15 protein-coding genes are annotated in these 17,362 nt (G+C 66.4%); 8 read left to right on the top strand and 7 right to left on the bottom strand.

The genetic code is table 11. The features are described from left to right. Positions 1–107 precede the first annotated feature (107 nt). The gene (locus QZM67_RS37555) at positions 108–554 is read left to right on the top strand and encodes a hypothetical protein (protein ID WP_175023377.1); all 447 of its coding nucleotides are present in this window, start codon (positions 108–110) and stop codon (positions 552–554) included. Between the two features lie 26 nt (positions 555–580). On the opposite strand, the gene QZM67_RS37550 is transcribed toward QZM67_RS37555, so the two are convergent. From QZM67_RS37550 to QZM67_RS37530, 5 genes are all read right to left on the bottom strand, one after another. Continuing rightward, positions 581–1,681 carry a porin gene (locus tag QZM67_RS37550; RefSeq protein ID WP_301811101.1) on the bottom strand — a complete coding sequence of 367 codons (1,101 nt, stop codon included), beginning with the start codon at positions 1,679–1,681 and terminating at the stop codon, positions 581–583. 94 nt (positions 1,682–1,775) lie between these two features. Next, positions 1,776–3,119: an MFS transporter gene (locus QZM67_RS37545; RefSeq protein ID WP_301811100.1), complete on the bottom strand. Its 1,344-nt coding sequence runs from the start codon at positions 3,117–3,119 to the stop codon at positions 1,776–1,778. A 155-nt stretch (positions 3,120–3,274) separates the two neighbouring features. Next, entirely contained in the window at positions 3,275–4,336 is a 1,062-nt protein-coding gene (locus tag QZM67_RS37540) for an aromatic ring-hydroxylating dioxygenase subunit alpha (RefSeq protein WP_301811098.1), read from the bottom strand. A 48-nt stretch (positions 4,337–4,384) separates the two neighbouring features. Then, on the bottom strand, positions 4,385–5,350 hold the full coding sequence (locus QZM67_RS37535; RefSeq protein WP_301811096.1) for a PDR/VanB family oxidoreductase: 966 nt from the start codon (positions 5,348–5,350) through the stop codon (positions 4,385–4,387). Continuing rightward, positions 5,347–6,426, bottom strand: coding sequence for an aromatic ring-hydroxylating dioxygenase subunit alpha (locus tag QZM67_RS37530; RefSeq protein WP_301811118.1), 1,080 nt, complete (start codon positions 6,424–6,426; stop codon positions 5,347–5,349). Before QZM67_RS37530 ends, QZM67_RS37535 begins: the two co-directional genes overlap by 4 nt. Before the next feature lie 198 nt (positions 6,427–6,624). Between QZM67_RS37530 and QZM67_RS37525 the strand changes: the two genes are divergently transcribed. Beyond that, entirely contained in the window at positions 6,625–7,113 is a 489-nt protein-coding gene (locus tag QZM67_RS37525) for a MarR family winged helix-turn-helix transcriptional regulator (RefSeq protein ID WP_301811093.1), read from the top strand. A 65-nt stretch (positions 7,114–7,178) separates the two neighbouring features. Here the strand turns inward: QZM67_RS37525 and QZM67_RS37520 are convergent, their stop codons facing one another. Next, on the bottom strand, positions 7,179–7,925 hold the full coding sequence (locus tag QZM67_RS37520; protein WP_175023371.1) for a TetR/AcrR family transcriptional regulator: 747 nt from the start codon (positions 7,923–7,925) through the stop codon (positions 7,179–7,181). A gap of 170 nt (positions 7,926–8,095) precedes the next feature. On the opposite strand from QZM67_RS37520, the gene QZM67_RS37515 reads away from it, so the two are divergent. From QZM67_RS37515 to QZM67_RS37490, 6 genes are all read left to right on the top strand, one after another. Next, a complete protein-coding gene (locus tag QZM67_RS37515; protein ID WP_175023370.1) occupies positions 8,096–9,277 on the top strand; it encodes an isovaleryl-CoA dehydrogenase in 1,182 nt (393 codons plus the stop codon). A 31-nt stretch (positions 9,278–9,308) separates the two neighbouring features. Next, positions 9,309–10,916 carry a carboxyl transferase domain-containing protein gene (locus QZM67_RS37510; protein ID WP_043180715.1) on the top strand — a complete coding sequence of 536 codons (1,608 nt, stop codon included), beginning with the start codon at positions 9,309–9,311 and terminating at the stop codon, positions 10,914–10,916. A 19-nt stretch (positions 10,917–10,935) separates the two neighbouring features. Then, positions 10,936–11,721, top strand: a complete 786-nt coding sequence (locus QZM67_RS37505; RefSeq protein WP_034190576.1) for an enoyl-CoA hydratase/isomerase family protein — start codon at positions 10,936–10,938, stop codon at positions 11,719–11,721. A 45-nt stretch (positions 11,722–11,766) separates the two neighbouring features. After that, positions 11,767–13,764, top strand: coding sequence for an acetyl/propionyl/methylcrotonyl-CoA carboxylase subunit alpha (locus QZM67_RS37500; RefSeq protein ID WP_301811088.1), 1,998 nt, complete (start codon positions 11,767–11,769; stop codon positions 13,762–13,764). A gap of 315 nt (positions 13,765–14,079) precedes the next feature. Next, on the top strand, positions 14,080–14,283 hold the full coding sequence (locus tag QZM67_RS37495; RefSeq protein ID WP_043180709.1) for a hypothetical protein: 204 nt from the start codon (positions 14,080–14,082) through the stop codon (positions 14,281–14,283). A 42-nt stretch (positions 14,284–14,325) separates the two neighbouring features. After that, the gene (locus QZM67_RS37490; protein WP_175023367.1) at positions 14,326–16,440 is read left to right on the top strand and encodes a phosphocholine-specific phospholipase C; all 2,115 of its coding nucleotides are present in this window, start codon (positions 14,326–14,328) and stop codon (positions 16,438–16,440) included. A gap of 172 nt (positions 16,441–16,612) precedes the next feature. Here the strand turns inward: QZM67_RS37490 and QZM67_RS37485 are convergent, their stop codons facing one another. Then, positions 16,613–17,311 (bottom strand): class I SAM-dependent methyltransferase, encoded by a 699-nt coding sequence (locus QZM67_RS37485; protein ID WP_043180704.1) that lies wholly within the window; start codon positions 17,309–17,311, stop codon positions 16,613–16,615. Between the last annotated feature and the right edge of the window lie 51 nt (positions 17,312–17,362).

The raw sequence follows: 17,362 nt of genomic DNA, 5'->3' as shown, positions 1-17,362 counted from the left end.
TCGAACGATTAAAGCAACGGAAGCGAATTCATCGGGCGTTGCGCCGGGCAGCCGGCGAAGCGCCGTATTCAATCACTTCAACCACCACGCTAGACGGGAGACCACCCATGAGAAAAATTTCCGCGCCGTTCGCGGCGGCCGCGCTTGCGGCCTGCACGATGCTGGCGGGCGTTCACCAGACCGCCCGCGCCGCGTCGGACACCGAACCGGCGATCGACGCGCATTACGGCGCCGTGATCGAGGCCTATACGCAGGACATGGCCGCCGCGAAGACGAAGTACGACGGCAAGCGCCTCGTGTTCGTCGGCGCCGTGATCCGGATGGGCGGCGACCCGGGCGGCACCTATTTCGGCGCGTTGACGAAGGATGGCGAGCAATTCGACACGCATTTCGACGTGGCCGACCAGGATGCGCTGAAGCCGAAATTCCCCGGCGGCGAGATCAAGCCGTTCGTCACGTCGTCGGCGTTCCGCTTCAGCTGCGTGAACGAAGGCTATATCGATGCGCCCGTGCTGCCGGGGTTGAAGCTCTCGCACTGCCGGCTCGTCAACTGACCTTGCGCTGGCGCGGTGTCCGGCGTTCAGAACTTCTGCTGAATGCCGGCCATCACGCCGAGCTGGTTCATCCCGGTCCCGACCGTCCCGCCGGCAGCGACCGCGTTCGCAGCCAGCGTGCTGTTGAACATGTAGCCCACGGACGTATAGACGGTCGTCCGCTTCGACAGGAAATAGTTCGCGCGGCCGACGAGCAGCGTGGCATTCGTGCCGCCTTCGCCGTTTTCGCGGCGCTGCAGGTAGCGTACGCCCTGCAGGTCGAGCGCGAGGTAGGGCGTCGCATAGTACGTGCCGCCGGCGAACACGATATCGGCCTGCAGGTGTTCGGCCGCCGCGAGGTTGCGCCGGATCCACCCGGCGCCCAGTTTCGCGGGGCCGATCTTCACGTAGCCGGCGACGATGTCGCGCGTGTCGGTGTACGCCGGATTGTTCAACGGCGTGAGCGCGCCGCCGCCGCCGCGCATCACGTCGTGCGATGCGGCGAGCCCGAAATTGCTCGCGTCGTACGCGAGCATCGCCGTGTACTGGCGGCAGGCGACGATGTCGCCGGGCACCTGTCCGGCGCAGCCCGTCGCCGACGGCCCTGCCGGCCCGGCCGCGTCGCGGCCGAAGCTGTAGGTGGCGCCGAGCGTCACGCCATGGAACGTACCCTTGTAGCCGATCGCATTGTCGCTGCGCGCATTCGGCAGATAGGAATCGAAATCCGCCATCGAGTGAATCGACGGGCCGATCACGTCGGCATTGGTCAGCACGATCATCGACATGTTCATCTGGCGACCGAGGGTCAGCGTGCCGAACGGACTGTTCACGCCGACGTTCGCCTGTCGCCCGAACAGGCGCCCGCCGTAGTTCAGTGCGCCGGTGCCGGGCTGGAAGCCGTTTTCGAGCACGAAGAAGGCCTGGTAGCCGCCGCCGAGATCCTCCGTGCCTCTCAGCCCCCACCGTGACGGCACCTCGCCGGTCAGCGTCGGCATCCCCGTGAACGATCCGCCGTGCGCGGCGTGGTTGTAGTAGGACACGCCGGTATCGATGATCCCGTACAGCGTGACGCTGCTTTGCGCGCAGGCCGGTCCGGCCAGCCCCATCGCCAACGCCGTCGCGAGTGCGGCGCCCAATTTCGTTTTCATGGCTGTCTCCAAACAGTATGTAGATATGCTTATTGATTTTTCTAATGAACCGGACGATGCCGACAGGTATCGGCAAGACTGCGGGCGTCGCGTGTTACGACATCGCCGGGTCGCGTTGCCGGCGCGGTGCCGCGGTACGCGCGCCCACCATGACGACGGCGATTGCCGCGCCGGCCATCGGCACGAGGAACGCGAGATAGAGGTGGGGAACGGACCAGCCGTCGTCCAGCAGCGCCCCGACCGTCATGGGTGACAGGATCGCGCCGAGGCGGCCGATGCCGACCGCGAGGCCGATGCCGGTCGTGCGGATTTCGGCGGGGTACGGCGTCGGCGACAGCGCATACATGCCGGCCACGCACGCATTGATCACCGCGCCGAGGAACACCGCGACGGTCATCCCGATGCCGAGCGAGCCCGTGTTCGCGCCGAACACGACCATCAGCGCGCCGCCGAGCAGCAGTGTCGCGCCCAAAAGCTTGCGCAGGCCGAAGCGCGTCGACAGCAGGCTGAAGAGTGACGCGCCCGCAATGCCGCCGAGGTTGAGCAGTACGCCGCCGGTGACGCCCTGCGATGCCGACAGCCCGGCCTGGACCAGCAGCTTCGGCGTCCAGCTCACGACGAAGTAGAAGCTGCCCATCACGAGGAAGAACGCGATCCACAACGCGATCGTGCGGCGCGCGAGCGGTGCGCGCAGCACGGCTGTCCAGCTCGATGCCGGGCTCGCCATGCCGACGGACGAAGCCACGGTCGGCAGCGTGTCGATCGGTGCGCGCTTCATTCTCGCGAGGATGCGGTTGATTTTCTGCAGCGCGTTGTCCGGACGCCTCGCCAGCAGGAAATCGAGCGATTCCGGCAGCAGCGCGAGTACCATCGGGATCGACAGCAAGGTCAGGATGCCGCCGAACGCGAACACGCTGCGCCATCCCCACGTCGACAGCAGGTAGCCGGCGATGACGCCGCCGGCGGTGGCGCCGATCGCGTAGCCGGTCGACTGCATGCCGATCGCGGCGCTGCGCCATTTGTTCGATGCGTACTCGCCGCTGATCACGGTCAGGCTCGCCAGCATGCCGCCGATGCCGAGCCCCGTGTACGCACGCGCGATGGCGAGTTGCAGCGTGCTGTGCGTGGCCGCGCAGGCGAGCATCCCGGTCGAGATCACGGCCAGGCAGAGCAGGATGATGCGGCGGCGGCCGACGCGGTCGGCCAGCGGCGCGATCAGCACCGAGCCGATGCCCATGCCGGCCAGTCCGGCACTCAACAGCAGGCCGATTTCCTTGCCGCTCAGTTTCCATTCGGCCGCCAGGTGCGGCGCGGCAAACGCGACGGCCAGCACGTCGAAGCCATCGAGCATGTTCAGCACGACGCAGGCCGTAACGGCCATCGTCTGGAACGCGCTCATCGGGGATTCGTCGATCGTATTGCGGATATTTGCGCTCACGTCAAAGATCCTTCATCAAATAGTATGACTAATCAAATGGGATGGCGTCGAAGCCGGCGGTAGCGAATGGGACGAAAGCGCATGCGCGGGCTGACGGGTATGCGGTGGAATACCCGTCGCGGCCAGCAGGTGTCGCTAGCGCGCCGGCACGATGCTTACGCGGGTTCGGGTTGCAGCAGCAGTCGTTCGATCACGCGCCGCGCGCGATTGGGGCCCGCATCGACGTGAATGTCGATCTGGCGACTGTCCGGAAACCGCAGCTGATTCCGGTATTGCGCTTCGATTACGGTCTTGTCCTCATCGAACGTCGCCGCGGATTGCTCGATGACCGTTTGCGCGACGCGCTCGACGTCGTGTTGCGGATTGGTCGCCATGGTCCAGAAGTAGTGCGTCGTCGTTTCCGTCTCGGGCGTGATGCCGTGGAAGCCGCGCATGTGAAGGCCGCCGCGTTCCGGATCGTGCAGGTCGCCGGTGCCGGCGTCCATCGCGCCGGTCCAGATCCGGATGTGCGACACGTGGAACTCGATTTCCTGCCAGCGATCGACGCGGCCCGCGAACGGCCATGCGGCGGTGTAGGTCGGCGGCGGGACGGAATCCGGCATCCGGCGAACCAGCGTCACCGTGTCGCCGTCGCTGCTGACGCGGGTTTCCGCGCCCATGTGCAGCGGCGCGTTGCCGCCGATCGTTTTCAGATGGACATAGCCGAGGTGGCTCAGGTCCATCAGGTTGTCGTGAATCAGTTGATACGGCGCGTCGTAATGGTAGTTGCCGCCGCCGAACCGGTATTGCGGATCCCCGTGGAACGCGTAGCGCGGCGGCGCGCAGGTCGGTTGGGCGTGCGCGTCGGCGCCGATCCAGATCCACACGATCGCGTCCTGCTCCTGCACCGGATACGGCGGCACGCACGCCTTTGCCGGAATTCGCTCCTGACCAGGGATCTCCACGCACGTACCGCCGCGGTCGAACAGCAGGCCGTGATAGCCACAGCGCAGGCCGCGCGCTTCGAGCGAGCCGCACGAAAGGGGCAGCGACTTGTGGCAGCAGCGATCCTCCAGCGCACCGACTTCCCCGGACGGCAACCGGAACAGGACGACCGGATGGCCGAGCAGCGTGCGGGCGACGGGTTTGTCCGTCAGTTCGGATGACAGCGCGGCGACCCACCATCGGTCGACCGGGAATTGCGTTGTACTGATCGGTGGCCGGGCATGTTGCTCCATTGATCGTCTCCAGTATTGGGGTTGGCCGCCTCGGGTCGGGCGGTCCGTTTACAGATCGAGTACCAGCAGGTCGCTTCGCGATCGCGAACAGCACGGCATGAACTGGTCGCCGGCCGCCTGTTCCGCTTCGGTCAGATACGAATCGCGATGATCGGGCTCGCCTTGCAGCACGCGCGTCATGCAGGTTCCGCATACGCCTTGCTCGCACGATGTCAGCACGTCGACGCCGTTCGCGGCCAGCGCCGCGATGACCGTGCATTCGGCCGGCACGTCGATCACCTGGCCGCTGCTCGCGATCCGGATCTGGAACGCACGGTCCGAGCCGGTCGACGCAACCGCGCCGCCGAAGAACTCGTAGTGCAGTCGCGCTTCCGCCCAGTTGCGCGCGCGTGCGGCGTTCAGCACCGCATCCATGAAGCCGCGCGGGCCGCATACGTACAGGTGCGTGCCTGCGGGCGCGGCGGCGAGCACGGCGGCCAGGTCGAAGCGTTGCGCCGGGTCGCCGTCGTCGACGTGGAAGCGGGCGCGGTCATGGAACCCGGCTGCGTTGATCCGCTCGACGAACGCCATGCGGTCGGTCGAGCGCGCGCAGTAGTGCAGGTCGAACGGCATGCCCGACGAGAACAGCCGTTCCGCCATGCTGAGGATCGGCGTGACACCGATCCCGCCTGCGAGCAGCAGGTGATGCGGTGCGTTCGGGGCGAGCGGAAACTGATTGCGCGGCACGCCGATCCGCACGGTATCGCCTTGCCGGACTTCGTCGTGAATCGCGCGCGACCCGCCGCGTCCGTCGGCATCGCGCAGCACGGCGATCTGATAGCGGTCAGCGTGCTCCGGGTGGTTGCACAGCGAATACTGGCGCACGAGGCCGCCCGGCAGATGCACGTCGATATGGGCGCCGGCGTCGAAGCGCGGCAGCGGCGAACCGTCATCGCTGACGAATTCGAAGCCGCAGATGTCGCGTGCTTCCTGCCACTTGCGGGCCACCCGGACCGTCAGCGTCGCGGCGCTCATGACGCCTCCTTGATCTGCGCGACCGGAATCACGGGCCGCGACGGGCCCGACGCGTTCTCGTCGGCGAGCAGCCGCTCGATCACCTTGCGCGAGAGCACGCCGCCGGCGTCGATGTTGAGCTTGAGCAGCTTGCGATCGGGCCACTTCTCCAGGTTGAGCTGCTGGCGCTCGAGCATCTCGAGATCCTCGCCGAAGATCTTGCCCTGGCCTTCGCGGATCTCGGCGGTCAGTGCGTGATCGTCGGGCCGGAAGTTACGCGCCATCCCCCAGAAGTACCAGATCGAGGTGTCCGTCTCGGGCGTGATGAAATCGACCACGATCGACGACGCCTTCAGGTCGGCCGGCGCGTCGTAGCCGCCGTGGCCCGCATGCGCGACACCGACTTCGATCATCACGTGGCTCGGCGGCGTGAAGCGGCAGATCTGCCAGCGATCGACCGGCACGTCGTCGGCCAACCCGTTGCCGCGCAACCCCATCTGCCAGAACGGCGGCGGCATGACGTTCTCCATGAAGCGGCTCGTGACGACTTCGTCGCCGTGGCTGGTCGTCTTCGGCGGCGCTTCGTCGATTTCCTTCTGGCCGATGCTCGTCGCATGCACGTAGGTTTCGTGCGTGAGGTCCATCAGGTTGTCGATCATCAGCCGGTAGTCGCAGCGGATGTGATACAGGCCGCCGCCGTGGGCCCAGGCCGGATCCTCGGCCCACGCCAGCGCGGGCAGTTTGGCGGGATCGGCTTCCGACGCGTCGCCCGGCCAGACCCAGATGAATCCGTACCGCTCGACCGCCGGGAAGCTGCGAATCGGCGGGAAGCCGCCGACACGCTGGCCCGGCATACCGGCTGCCTTGCCGTTGCAGCTCATTTCCAGCCCGTGATAGCCGCACACGAGTACGCCGTCGCGCACGAATCCCAGCGACAGCGGTGCGCCACGGTGCGGGCAGAAGTCCTCGAGCGCCGCGACCTGGCCGTCCGCCGCGCGGTAAAACACCATCGACTCGTTGCAGATCTTGCGGCCCAGCGGCTTGCCGTCGATTTCATCGGGCGTGCACGCCACGTACCAAGCATTCTTGAGAAACACGTTCGTCGTCTCCTTCAGGTCGATGCCACCGGTACGCGGCATCTCTTCATTCCGTGTGCTGAATGAGATTCAGTGTACTCATCGAGATTGGCTGGGGCAAGGCGGGCGGTATACTGGTTTTCCCGGGAAATGGCGCGAGGCAGCGCCATGCCGTCGGCGCGCGCAACCGGCACGCGCCGCTTATGTCATCGACTATTCATGGAAAAAACGAATCCCGACAACGCGCCGGTTTTCCCGCTCGATCTGTACGACGAACCCGGGCACCTGATCCGGCGTGCACACCAGATCGCGGTGGCGATGTTCTACGAGAAGCTGGGCCGGGACGTGACACCGGTGCAGTACGCGGTCCTGCGGATGCTCTACGAGTGCCCGGGGCTCGATCAGGTGACGCTCGCGCAGCGGGTCGCGCTCGACACGTCGACGACCGCGGATCTCGCGGTCCGGCTCGAAGCGAAAGGATTGATCGTGCGCGAAGTGCTGCCGCGGCGTCAGCGCCGCTTGCTGCTGACGCCGGCGGGCGTCGAACTGCTCACGCATCTGATTCCGTCGGTGAAGGAGCTGCGGGCTGGCCTGTTCGACGGAATGGGAGAGGACGATTCGCAGGAACTGGTGCGCCTGTTGCGCAAGTTCGTCAATTTGAACAACGAGCAGAGCCGCGCGCCGCTGCGCGTCAGCGACGAGTCATAGCGACCCCTAACCCCACGACGGTGGGGCAGCGGCGATGAGGCGGCGGGCGCGCTGCCCGCCGCGCGTCACCCGCGTGGGCCTTCGCCTTCCAGCCGCCGCACGGCTTCCGCCACTTCGTTCCTGAAGCGCACGAGCGCCGCCTGCTCCGGCGCCGGCGGCTGCACGGCGGCCCACAGCATGTCGACGAGCTGCGTGGCCGTCGTTTCCGTATCGAGCTTGCGGTGTCCGAGGATCGCATCCCACAGCACGTGCTCGATCGGCCCGAACACCATCGAGCGCAGCAGGCTCAGCGGCAGGTCGGTGCGCACCTGGCCGGCCGCCTGGCCGCGCGCGAGCACGTCCATCAGCGGTGCGGTGTAGCGGCGCTGCAGCGCGGTGAGCTCGTCGCTCAGCGCATGCTGCTTCGCGCGGCCTTCCGACAGCACCAGCGCGCACAGGCCCGTGCCGTTCACCAGCATCAGCCGCAGGTGGGTGCGCACGATGAACGCGAACTGCTGCTGGACCGACGCGTCCTGCGGCATCCCCTCCTCGAACGCGGCGATGTTTTCGTCGTACCAATCCGCGATGACCCGCGCGCACAGCTCCCGCTTGCCGCGGAAGTAACTGAACACCGTCGCCTCCGAGACGCCCACGCGCTGCGCGATCTCGGCGGCCGTCGCATGCTCGTAACCTTTTTCGGCGAACACTTCCCGGCCGGCGCGCAGAATGTCCTGCACGCGTTGCTGGGATTTGCGCCCGGCGGGCGCGCGCGGCGTGTCGGCGCGGTCGGCTTTGGCGGTGGCGGTCATGGTGTCGGCGGTAGCGGCTGTCATCTCGGCATGATATCTGAGTGTCACTCAAAAAACTATTGACGCCGAACCCGACGAGGCGCGAAACTGTGCAAAATTTACGCTGTATAGGTCAATGAATCGGTGCATTCATTCGATTTGAGCGAAACTCAGAAATCGGTGAGTGCCACACACTTTCTGGAGACGGAGGAGACATGATCAACCTGCCCGGTGTGCAATTCATGCTCGGTGAAGACATCGAGATGCTGCGCGACGCCGTCGCGACGTTCGCGGCGAAGGAAATCACGCCGCGCGCGGCTGAGGTCGACCGCACCGACCAGTTTCCGATGGATCTGTGGAAGAAGTTCGGCGATCTCGGCGTGCTCGGCATGACGGTCGCCGAGGAATACGGCGGCGCGAACATGGGCTACACCGCGCACATGGTTGCGATGGAAGAGATCTCGCGCGCATCGGCGTCGATCGGCCTGTCGTACGGCGCGCACTCGAACCTGTGCGTGAACCAGATCCACCGCAACGGCACCGACGCGCAGAAGCAGAAATACCTGCCGAAGCTCGTGTCGGGCGAACACATCGGCGCGCTCGCGATGAGCGAGCCGAATGCCGGCTCCGACGTCGTCAGCATGAAGCTGCGCGCCGACAAGCGCGGCGATCGCTACGTGCTGAACGGCACGAAGATGTGGATTACCAACGGCCCCGATTGCGACACGCTCGTCGTCTACGCGAAGACCGACCTCGAAGCCGGCCCGCGCGGCATGACCGCGTTCATCGTCGAGAAGGGGATGAAGGGCTTCTCGGTCGCGCAGAAGCTCGACAAGCTCGGCATGCGCGGCTCGCACACGGGCGAGCTGGTGTTCCAGGACGTCGAAGTGCCGGAGGAAAACATCCTCGGCCAGCTCAACGGCGGCGTGAAGGTGCTGATGAGCGGCCTCGACTACGAACGCGCGGTGCTGTCGGGCGGCCCGACGGGCATCATGGCCGCGTGCCTCGACGCGGTGGTGCCGTATATCCACGACCGCAAGCAGTTCGGCCAGGCGATCGGCGAATTCCAGCTGATCCAGGGCAAGATTGCCGACATGTACACCACGTTCCAGGCGTGCCGCGCGTATCTGTACGCGGTCGGCCGCCACCTCGATTCGGCGGGCAGCGACCACATTCGCCAGGTGCGCAAGGACTGCGCGGGCGTGATCCTCTACACGGCCGAGAAGGCGACGTGGATGGCCGGCGAGGCGATCCAGATCCTCGGCGGCAACGGCTACATCAACGAATACCCGGTCGGGCGCCTGTGGCGCGATGCGAAGCTGTACGAGATCGGCGCCGGCACGAGCGAGATCCGCCGGATGCTGATCGGCCGCGAGCTGTTCGCGGAAACGCTGTAACGCCCCACGTCACGCGAACGGAGCCCCGTCGATGCCGATCATCGAATCGAAACTGAACCCGCGCTCGGAAGACTTCCGCGCGAATGCCGCCGCGCTCGAGGCGGTCGTCGCCGACCTGCGCGCGAAGATCGAACAGCTCGCGCAAGGCGGCGGCCAGGCCGCGCGCGACAAGCACCTGTCGCGCGGCAAGCTGCTGCCGCGCGACCGTATCGCGCAACTGCTCGATCCGGGCGCGCCGTTCCTCGAGTTCTCGCAGCTCGCGGCGAACGGCATGTACAACGACGACGCGCCGGGCGCGGGCGTCATCACCGGGATTGGCCGGATCGCCGGCCGCGAGTGCGTGATCGTGTGCAACGACGCGACCGTCAAGGGCGGCACCTACTACCCGGTCACCGTGAAGAAGCACGTGCGCGCGCAGGAAATCGCCGCCGAAAACCGGCTGCCGTGCGTGTACCTCGTCGATTCGGGCGGCGCGAACCTGCCGAACCAGGACGACGTGTTTCCCGATCGCGACCACTTCGGCCGCATCTTCTTCAACCAGGCGACGATGTCGGCCGCGGGGATCGCGCAGATCGCCGTGGTGATGGGCTCGTGCACGGCGGGCGGCGCGTACGTGCCGGCGATGAGCGACGAGTCGATCATCGTGAAGGAGCAGGGCACGATTTTCCTGGGCGGCCCGCCGCTCGTGAAGGCGGCCACCGGCGAGGAAGTGAGCGCCGAGGATCTCGGCGGTGGCGACGTGCATACGCGCCTGTCGGGCGTGGCCGATCATCTCGCGCAGAACGACGCGCATGCGCTGTCGATCGCGCGCAACATCGTCGATCACCTCGCGCCGAAGATCGCGTCGCCGGTGGCGCTGCGCGAGCCGAAGCCGCCTCGCTACGACGCAAAGAGCCTGTACGGCGTGATTCCGGTCGATACGCGCAAGCCGTTCGACGTGCGTGAAGTGATCGCGCGCATCGTCGACGATTCCGAGTTCGACGAATTCAAGGCGCGCTACGGCACGACGCTCGTCACGGGCTTCGCGCACATCTGGGGCCATCCGGTCGGGATCGTCGCGAACAACGGCATCCTATTCTCCGAGTCGGCGGTGAAGGGCGCGCATTTCATCGAGCTGTGCTGCCAGCGCAAGATCCCGCTCGTGTTCCTGCAGAACATCACGGGCTTCATGGTCGGCCGCAAGTACGAGAACGAAGGCATCGCGCGGCACGGCGCGAAGATGGTGACGGCCGTGTCGAACGCGAAGGTGCCGAAGTTCACGGTGATCATCGGCGGCTCGTTCGGCGCCGGCAACTACGGGATGTGCGGCCGCGCGTTCGGCCCGCGCTTCCTGTGGATGTGGCCGAACGCACGGATCTCGGTGATGGGCGGCGAGCAGGCCGCATCGGTGCTCGCGACGGTGCGCCGCGACGGCATCGAGGCGAAGGGCGGCTCGTGGTCCGCCGAGGAAGAGGATGCGTTCAAGCAGCCGATCCGCGACCAGTACGAGCGCCAGGGCCATCCGTATTACGCGAGCGCGCGGCTGTGGGACGACGGCGTGATCGACCCCGCGCAGACGCGCGACGTGCTCGGGCTCGGGCTCGCCGCGTCGATGAACGCGCCGATCGAAGACACACGCTTCGGCGTGTTCCGCATGTAACGGCCGGGAGGGCTGAACGATGCGATACGAAACGATCAAGGTAAGCGAAGCCGGCCGCGTGGCGACCGTCACGCTCGCGCGTCCCGACGTGCGCAACGCGTTCAACGAGACGACGATCGCGGAGCTGACCACCGCGTTCGAATGGCTCGACGCGCATGAAGGCGTGCGTGCGATCGTGCTCGCCGCGGAAGGCGCGGCGTTCTGCGCGGGCGCGGACCTGAACTGGATGAAGAAGATGGCCGGTTACTCGGACGACGAGAACCGCGCCGATGCGCGCAAGCTTGCGCGGATGCTCGAGGCGATCCATCGCTGCGGCAAGCCGGTGATCGCCCGCGTGCATGGCGATGCGTATGCGGGCGGTGTGGGCCTGGTGGCGGCGGCCGACATCGCGATCGCCGCCGACGGCGTGAAGTTCTGCCTGTCGGAAGCGCGGCTCGGGCTGATCCCCGCGACGATCGCACCGTACGTGGTGCGTGCGATGGGCGAGCGCGCGGCGCGCCGCTATTTCACGACGGCCGAGGTGTTCGACAGCGCGCGCGCGGCGTCGCTCGGTTTCATTCACGACGCGGTGCCGGCCGATGCGCTCGACGAAACCGTCGCGAAGCTGGCCGCGACGCTCGTCGCGAACGGCCCCGACGCGGTGAAGGCGTGCAAGCGGCTCGTCGCCGATGTGGCCGGCCGGCCGCTCGATGCGACGCTGATCGAGCAGACCGCCGACTGGATCGCGCGAACCCGCGCCGGCGCGGAAGCGCGCGAAGGGATTGCGTCCTTCCTCGAAAAGCGCACGCCGTCGTGGCGTGAATGATCGCGCAGCGCGCGTGACCCACTCTTTCCGGACGACATCGAAGCCATGTTCGACAAGATTCTGATCGCCAACCGTGGCGAAATCGCGTGCCGCGTCGCCGCGACGTGCAAACGTCTCGGGATCGCGAGCGTCGCCGTCTATTCCGACGCGGACGCGAACGCGAAGCACGTGGCCGCGTGCGACGAGGCCGTGCACATCGGCGGCTCGGCCGCCGCAGACAGCTACCTGCGCATCGAGCGCATCATCGAAGCCGCACGCGCCACCGGCGCGCAGGCGATCCACCCCGGCTACGGCTTTCTGTCGGAGAACGAAGATTTCGCGCATGCGTGCGAAGCGGCCGGCATCGTCTTCATCGGGCCGCCGGTCGACGCGATCGCGGCGATGGGTTCGAAGGCCGCCGCGAAGGCGCTGATGCACGCGGCCGCCGTGCCGCTCGTGCCCGGCTATCACGGCGACGACCAGGACGCGGCCAACCTGCATCGCGAAGCCGATGCGATCGACTATCCGGTGCTGCTGAAGGCCAGCGCGGGTGGCGGCGGCAAGGGGATGCGCGTGGTCGAGCGCTCCGGCGATTTCCCGGCGGCGCTCGCGTCGTGCCAGCGCGAAGCCGCGAGCAGCTTCGGCAACGACCGCGTGCTGATCGAGAAATACCTGACGCGCCCGCGTCACGTCGAGGTGCAGGTGTTCGGCGACACGCACGGCAATACCGTGTACCTGTTCGACCGCGACTGCTCGGTGCAGCGCCGTCACCAGAAGGTGCTGGAAGAAGCGCCGGCGCCGGGGCTGCCGGACGACGTGCGGCGCGCGATGGGCGAAGCGGCCGTCGCGGCCGCGCGCGCGGTCGGCTATGTCGGCGCGGGCACCGTCGAATTCATCATGACGGGCGACGCGTTCTACTTCATGGAAATGAACACGCGCCTGCAGGTCGAGCATCCGGTCACCGAGATGGTCACGGGGCTCGATCTGGTCGAATGGCAACTGCGCGTCGCCTTCGGCGAGCCGCTGCCGCTGAAGCAGGACGAACTGCGCGTACAGGGCCATGCGCTCGAGGCGCGCCTGTATGCGGAGAACCCGGCGCGCGGCTTCCTGCCGTCGACGGGCACGCTGAAGCACCTGCGGCTGCCGGCAGGCGTCGAGTTCGCGCTCGGCGCGTCGGTGCGCGTCGACAGCGGCGTGCGCGAAGGCGATTCGATCACGCCGTTCTACGATCCGATGATCGCGAAGCTGATCGTCCACGGTGCGGATCGTGCGGAAGCGCTGAGCCTGATGCTGCGCGCGTTGCGTGCATGTGAAGTGGTCGGCCTGCACACGAACGCTGCGTTCCTGCAGCGGATCGTTGCGTGCGAACCGTTCGCGACGGCCGATCTCGACACGGGCCTGATCGAGCGCAACCACGACGCACTGTTCGCGCCGCAACAGCCGCCGCGTGCGATGCTGGCGCTCGCATGCGCGGCGCTGCTCGCACGCGAACGCGGCGCGGCCGCGCAGGGCGCGTCGCCGTGGGGCGCGCTGCCGGACTGGCGACTGAACGGCGGCTATCGCCGCACGCTCGAATGGCATGCGGCCGAGCGCGAAGCGGACGTGACGGTCACGTACGAGGACGACGGCGCGGTTGCACGCCTCGCGACCGGCGACGCAGCCGCGCAACCGTTCGCGTGGGCGCACGGCGCCACGCCGCTCGATTTCGACGTGACGCTCGGCGGCGTGCGCAGCAGCGGCCGCGTGTATGCGGACGGCGACAGCTTCCACGTGTTCACACAGGGCGCGGCCGAGACGTTCGAATGGCGCAACCTGATCGCGCATGCGGGTGACGCGGAGCAGGGCGGTGGCCGCCTGACTGCGCCGATGCCCGGCAAGGTGATCGCGGTGCTGGTCGAGCCGGGTCAGAAGGTCGAAGCGGGCACGCCGCTGATCGTGATGGAAGCGATGAAGATGGAGCATACGATCGGCGCACCGAGCGCGGGCGTCGTCGCGGAAGTGCTGTACGGCGTCGGCGACCAGGTTTCGGATGGCGCGCAGTTGCTGATGATGGCGGAAGGCTGAGCATCGCCTGTTTCGCCGCATGCGGGCCGGCTGCCGCGGTTGCCGGCCCGTAAAAGACGCTTCGCGATTCGTTGCACGACCGGTACCGCGACGGACCTGCCTCGATCGCCCGGCAAAACAAAGCAATGCGAATCTTTCGATTGCATTACGTCGCTCGCTCCTTTTCCGCCGCGACACGTGCCGCTACCTGTGTGCACGCAGCTCGCCTCCTTACGCGACACTGTCGTGTAACACGCTGAAATTAGCATCTCGCCGTCGACATGACCGGTGCGCTCCCGCACCTGTGTCACGTCATCACATCTACGGAGAGACGTTATGCGAAACTCGGCCCTGCGGCCTTTCGCGGTCGTTGGTCTGATCGCGCTGACAGCACTCCTCGGTGCCTGCAACGACGACGTGACGGCACCCGCCGCCCCCGTCGCGCAGCAGAAGGCCGCCTGCGGCGGCGGCGTGGTCGCCACCGCGCAGATGCACTGCCCGCCCGGATTCACCGCACCTGCTTCCTCGCCCGCTTCCTGATCCCGGCCGTTTCCACCAGAAATCCAATCAAGAGCAACCAGCATGGCCACCCATTCGCGACGCGATTTTCTGAAGTTCTCCGCCGGCCTTGCCGGCGCGACCGCCGCCTCCGCACTGCTTCCCGAGTCGATCCGCAAGGCGCTGGCGATCGAGCCGAATTCCGTGACGGGCACGATCCAGGATGTGCAGCACATCGTCGTGTTCATGCAGGAGAACCGCTCGTTCGACCACTACCTCGGTCACCTGAGCGGCGTGCGCGGTTACAACGACCGCTTCCCGGTCACGCTGCCGAACGGCAAGCCGGTGTGGTTCCAGCCGCGTCAGGAAGACAAGACGAGCGTGATCGCGCCGTTCCGCTACGACACGACCAACCCGGGCGTCAACGCGCAGTGCATCGGCGGCCTGCCGCATACGTGGGCGACGACGCACGGTGCGATCGACAACGGTCGCGCGGATCAATGGGCGGTGCAGAAGTCGAACATGACGATGGGCTACCACGTCCGTGACGACATCCCGTTCCACTACGCGCTCGCGGATGCGTTCACGGTGTGCGACAACTACTTCTGCTCGATCCCGGGCAACACGCACCCGAACCGCATGTACCTGATGACGGGCATGGTCGACCCGCTCGGCACGGGCGGCGGCCCGCTGCTCGACAACACCGACTACATCGACAACCAGTTCGACAAGATCCAGTTGCCGCCCTTCAGCTGGACGACGTATCCGGAGCGCCTCGAGAAAGCGGGCATCTCGTGGCAGATCTACCAGCAGGGCACCGGGTTCGACAACTTCACCGGCAATTACGGCACGAACATGCTGGCGTGCTTCAATAATTTCGTGAATGCGCCGGCCGGCTCGTCGCTGCAGACGCGCGGGATGAGCACGCGCGCGATCACGCAACTGAAGGCCGACGTGCAGGCGAACGCGCTGCCGCAGGTATCGTGGCTGCTGCCGCCCGCTGCGTATTCGGAACATCCGAAGTTCACGCCGCTCTACGGCGCGTACTACCTGTCGACGATTCTCGATGCGCTGACGTCGAATCCGGACGTATGGAGCAAGACCGTCCTGCTCGTCATGTACGACGAGAACGACGGCTTCTTCGATCACGTCGTGCCGCCGTCGGCGCCGACGCTGCCGGGCTCCGGCATGAGCACCGTGGATGTGTCGCTCGAGCGGCACAACGTCGTGACCTCGACGCAGACGGGCACGTACACGGCCGACAACCTGCCGTACGGCCTCGGCCCGCGCGTGCCGATGTTCGTGGTGTCGCCGTGGTCGAAGGGCGGCTTCGTCTGCTCGCAGGTTTTCGATCACACGTCGGTGCTGCAATTCATCGAGAAGCGCTTCGGCGTGATGGAAACGAATATCTCGCCGTGGCGTCGCGCGATCTGCGGCGACCTGACGTCGGCGCTCGACTTCTCGAAATCGGATGCCACGCTGCCGACCCTGCCGAGCACGCAGGCGTATGTCGCGCAGGCGGACCTGCAGTGCTCGCGCGCGTCGTCGCAGACCGCGCCGGCCAGCACCGCGCAGCAGGTCGTGACGGCGCAGGAGCCCGGTACGCGGCCGGCGCGTGCGCTGCCGTACGAACTGCATGTGACCGGCCAGCTCCAGTCGCAGGGCTACGCGCTGACGTTTGCGAACACCGGCACGCAGGGCGCGCACTTCTGGGTCTACACGGGCGACCCGACCGCGATGCCGCGTCGCTATACGGTCGAAGCGGGCAAGCAGCTGACCGATACGTGGGCGCTCGACGCGAACGGCAACTACGTGGTGAGCGTGTGGGGGCCGAACGGCTATTTCCGGCGCTTCGCGGGATCGGCCGCCGCGGATGCCGGCGCGAAGCCTGAAATCACGCCGTGCTACGACACCGCCAACGGCGACGTGTACGTGACGATCGCCAATGCGGGCACCGGCACGCTCACGGTCACGGCGACCGATGTCGCGTATGGCGGGGCAGCGCGCACGCTGACGGTTCCGGCCGGGCAGCGCGTCGAAGCGCACTGGGACCTGTCGTGCAGCAGCCACTGGTACGACCTGCAGTTCGTGGTGGCGGGGAACGCGGGCTGGACGCGCCGCATCGCGGGGCACGTCGAAACCGGCAAGGCCAGCGTCACCGACCCGGCCGCGGTCGCGCCGACGATTGCGGCGATCTGACTGCCCCTTCGCGCGTGCCGGCCGCTTGCCGGCACGCGAGGCGGGCATGAAGGCGCCCGGCTTCTGACGCCGCGAGCGTTTCGTCAATCGTGAAAAAGGCGCCGTGAGGCGCCTTTTTCATTCATCGGGCAAGCAAGACGCAGTGATTCCGGACTGAATCACGGTCGCGCAATCAAATCGGGCGAAATATTGCATATTGGTCGCCATCGAGTTTTTCCATGTACCGGTAATCATGGAGCGTCAGGTTGACTGGCTGGAGGAATTTTTCATTGGCGGCCTCCTGTTCGTTGTTGGCGCGCGTGTTGAACAGATTCGACGCGTTTGCGGCGTTCACCAGGGAATCAAGACCCTTCGCGTTCCAGTCGAGGTGCCCTCTGAGCAAATAGAAGTGCATGATCCCGCATTGCTGATGCGCCCAGAAATCGTGCCACATGAACGAATCGGGCCGCCACACGGAGTTGTGGCTCTCGAAATACGAGGCCCCGCTCATCGGCATGCACTCGGGGGTCGAGATGAGGATGTATCGCGATCGATAGTTCAGAAACTCCAGTAAATCGCGACCGTGCGAGTGACGCATGTGTTCGATGACATCGCCCAGGATGACCGTATCGTACGAGTCGCCGGATCGTTCATAAAGCGTGTCGCTGACGCCGGAGATGATGTCGTCGTAGCCGTTCTCGATCAGGAACGGATGCGTCTCCTCATCGCATTCCAGCGCCGTGAAGTGACAATCCGGCACCACCTTTTTGAGCAAGCGCCCGTATTTCCCGCCACCGGCCCCGATGTCCAGAATCTTGTTCGGGTTGATTGACTTGACCAGGTGCTGAGTGAGCTGATCGAAGGTCGGCCATGAATATCCGATCTGTTCCAAGCTGATCTCCCGTTAAAGCTGGTTTGAGAAATGAATCGCAGTCGTGTAACG

The sequence above is a fragment of the Burkholderia sp. AU45251 genome, from assembly GCF_030482905.1.
Lineage (GTDB): Bacteria > Pseudomonadota > Gammaproteobacteria > Burkholderiales > Burkholderiaceae > Burkholderia > Burkholderia aenigmatica.
The sequence above is the reverse complement of the archived record's forward strand: the minus strand, read 5'-3'. Positions and strand labels throughout refer to the sequence as shown.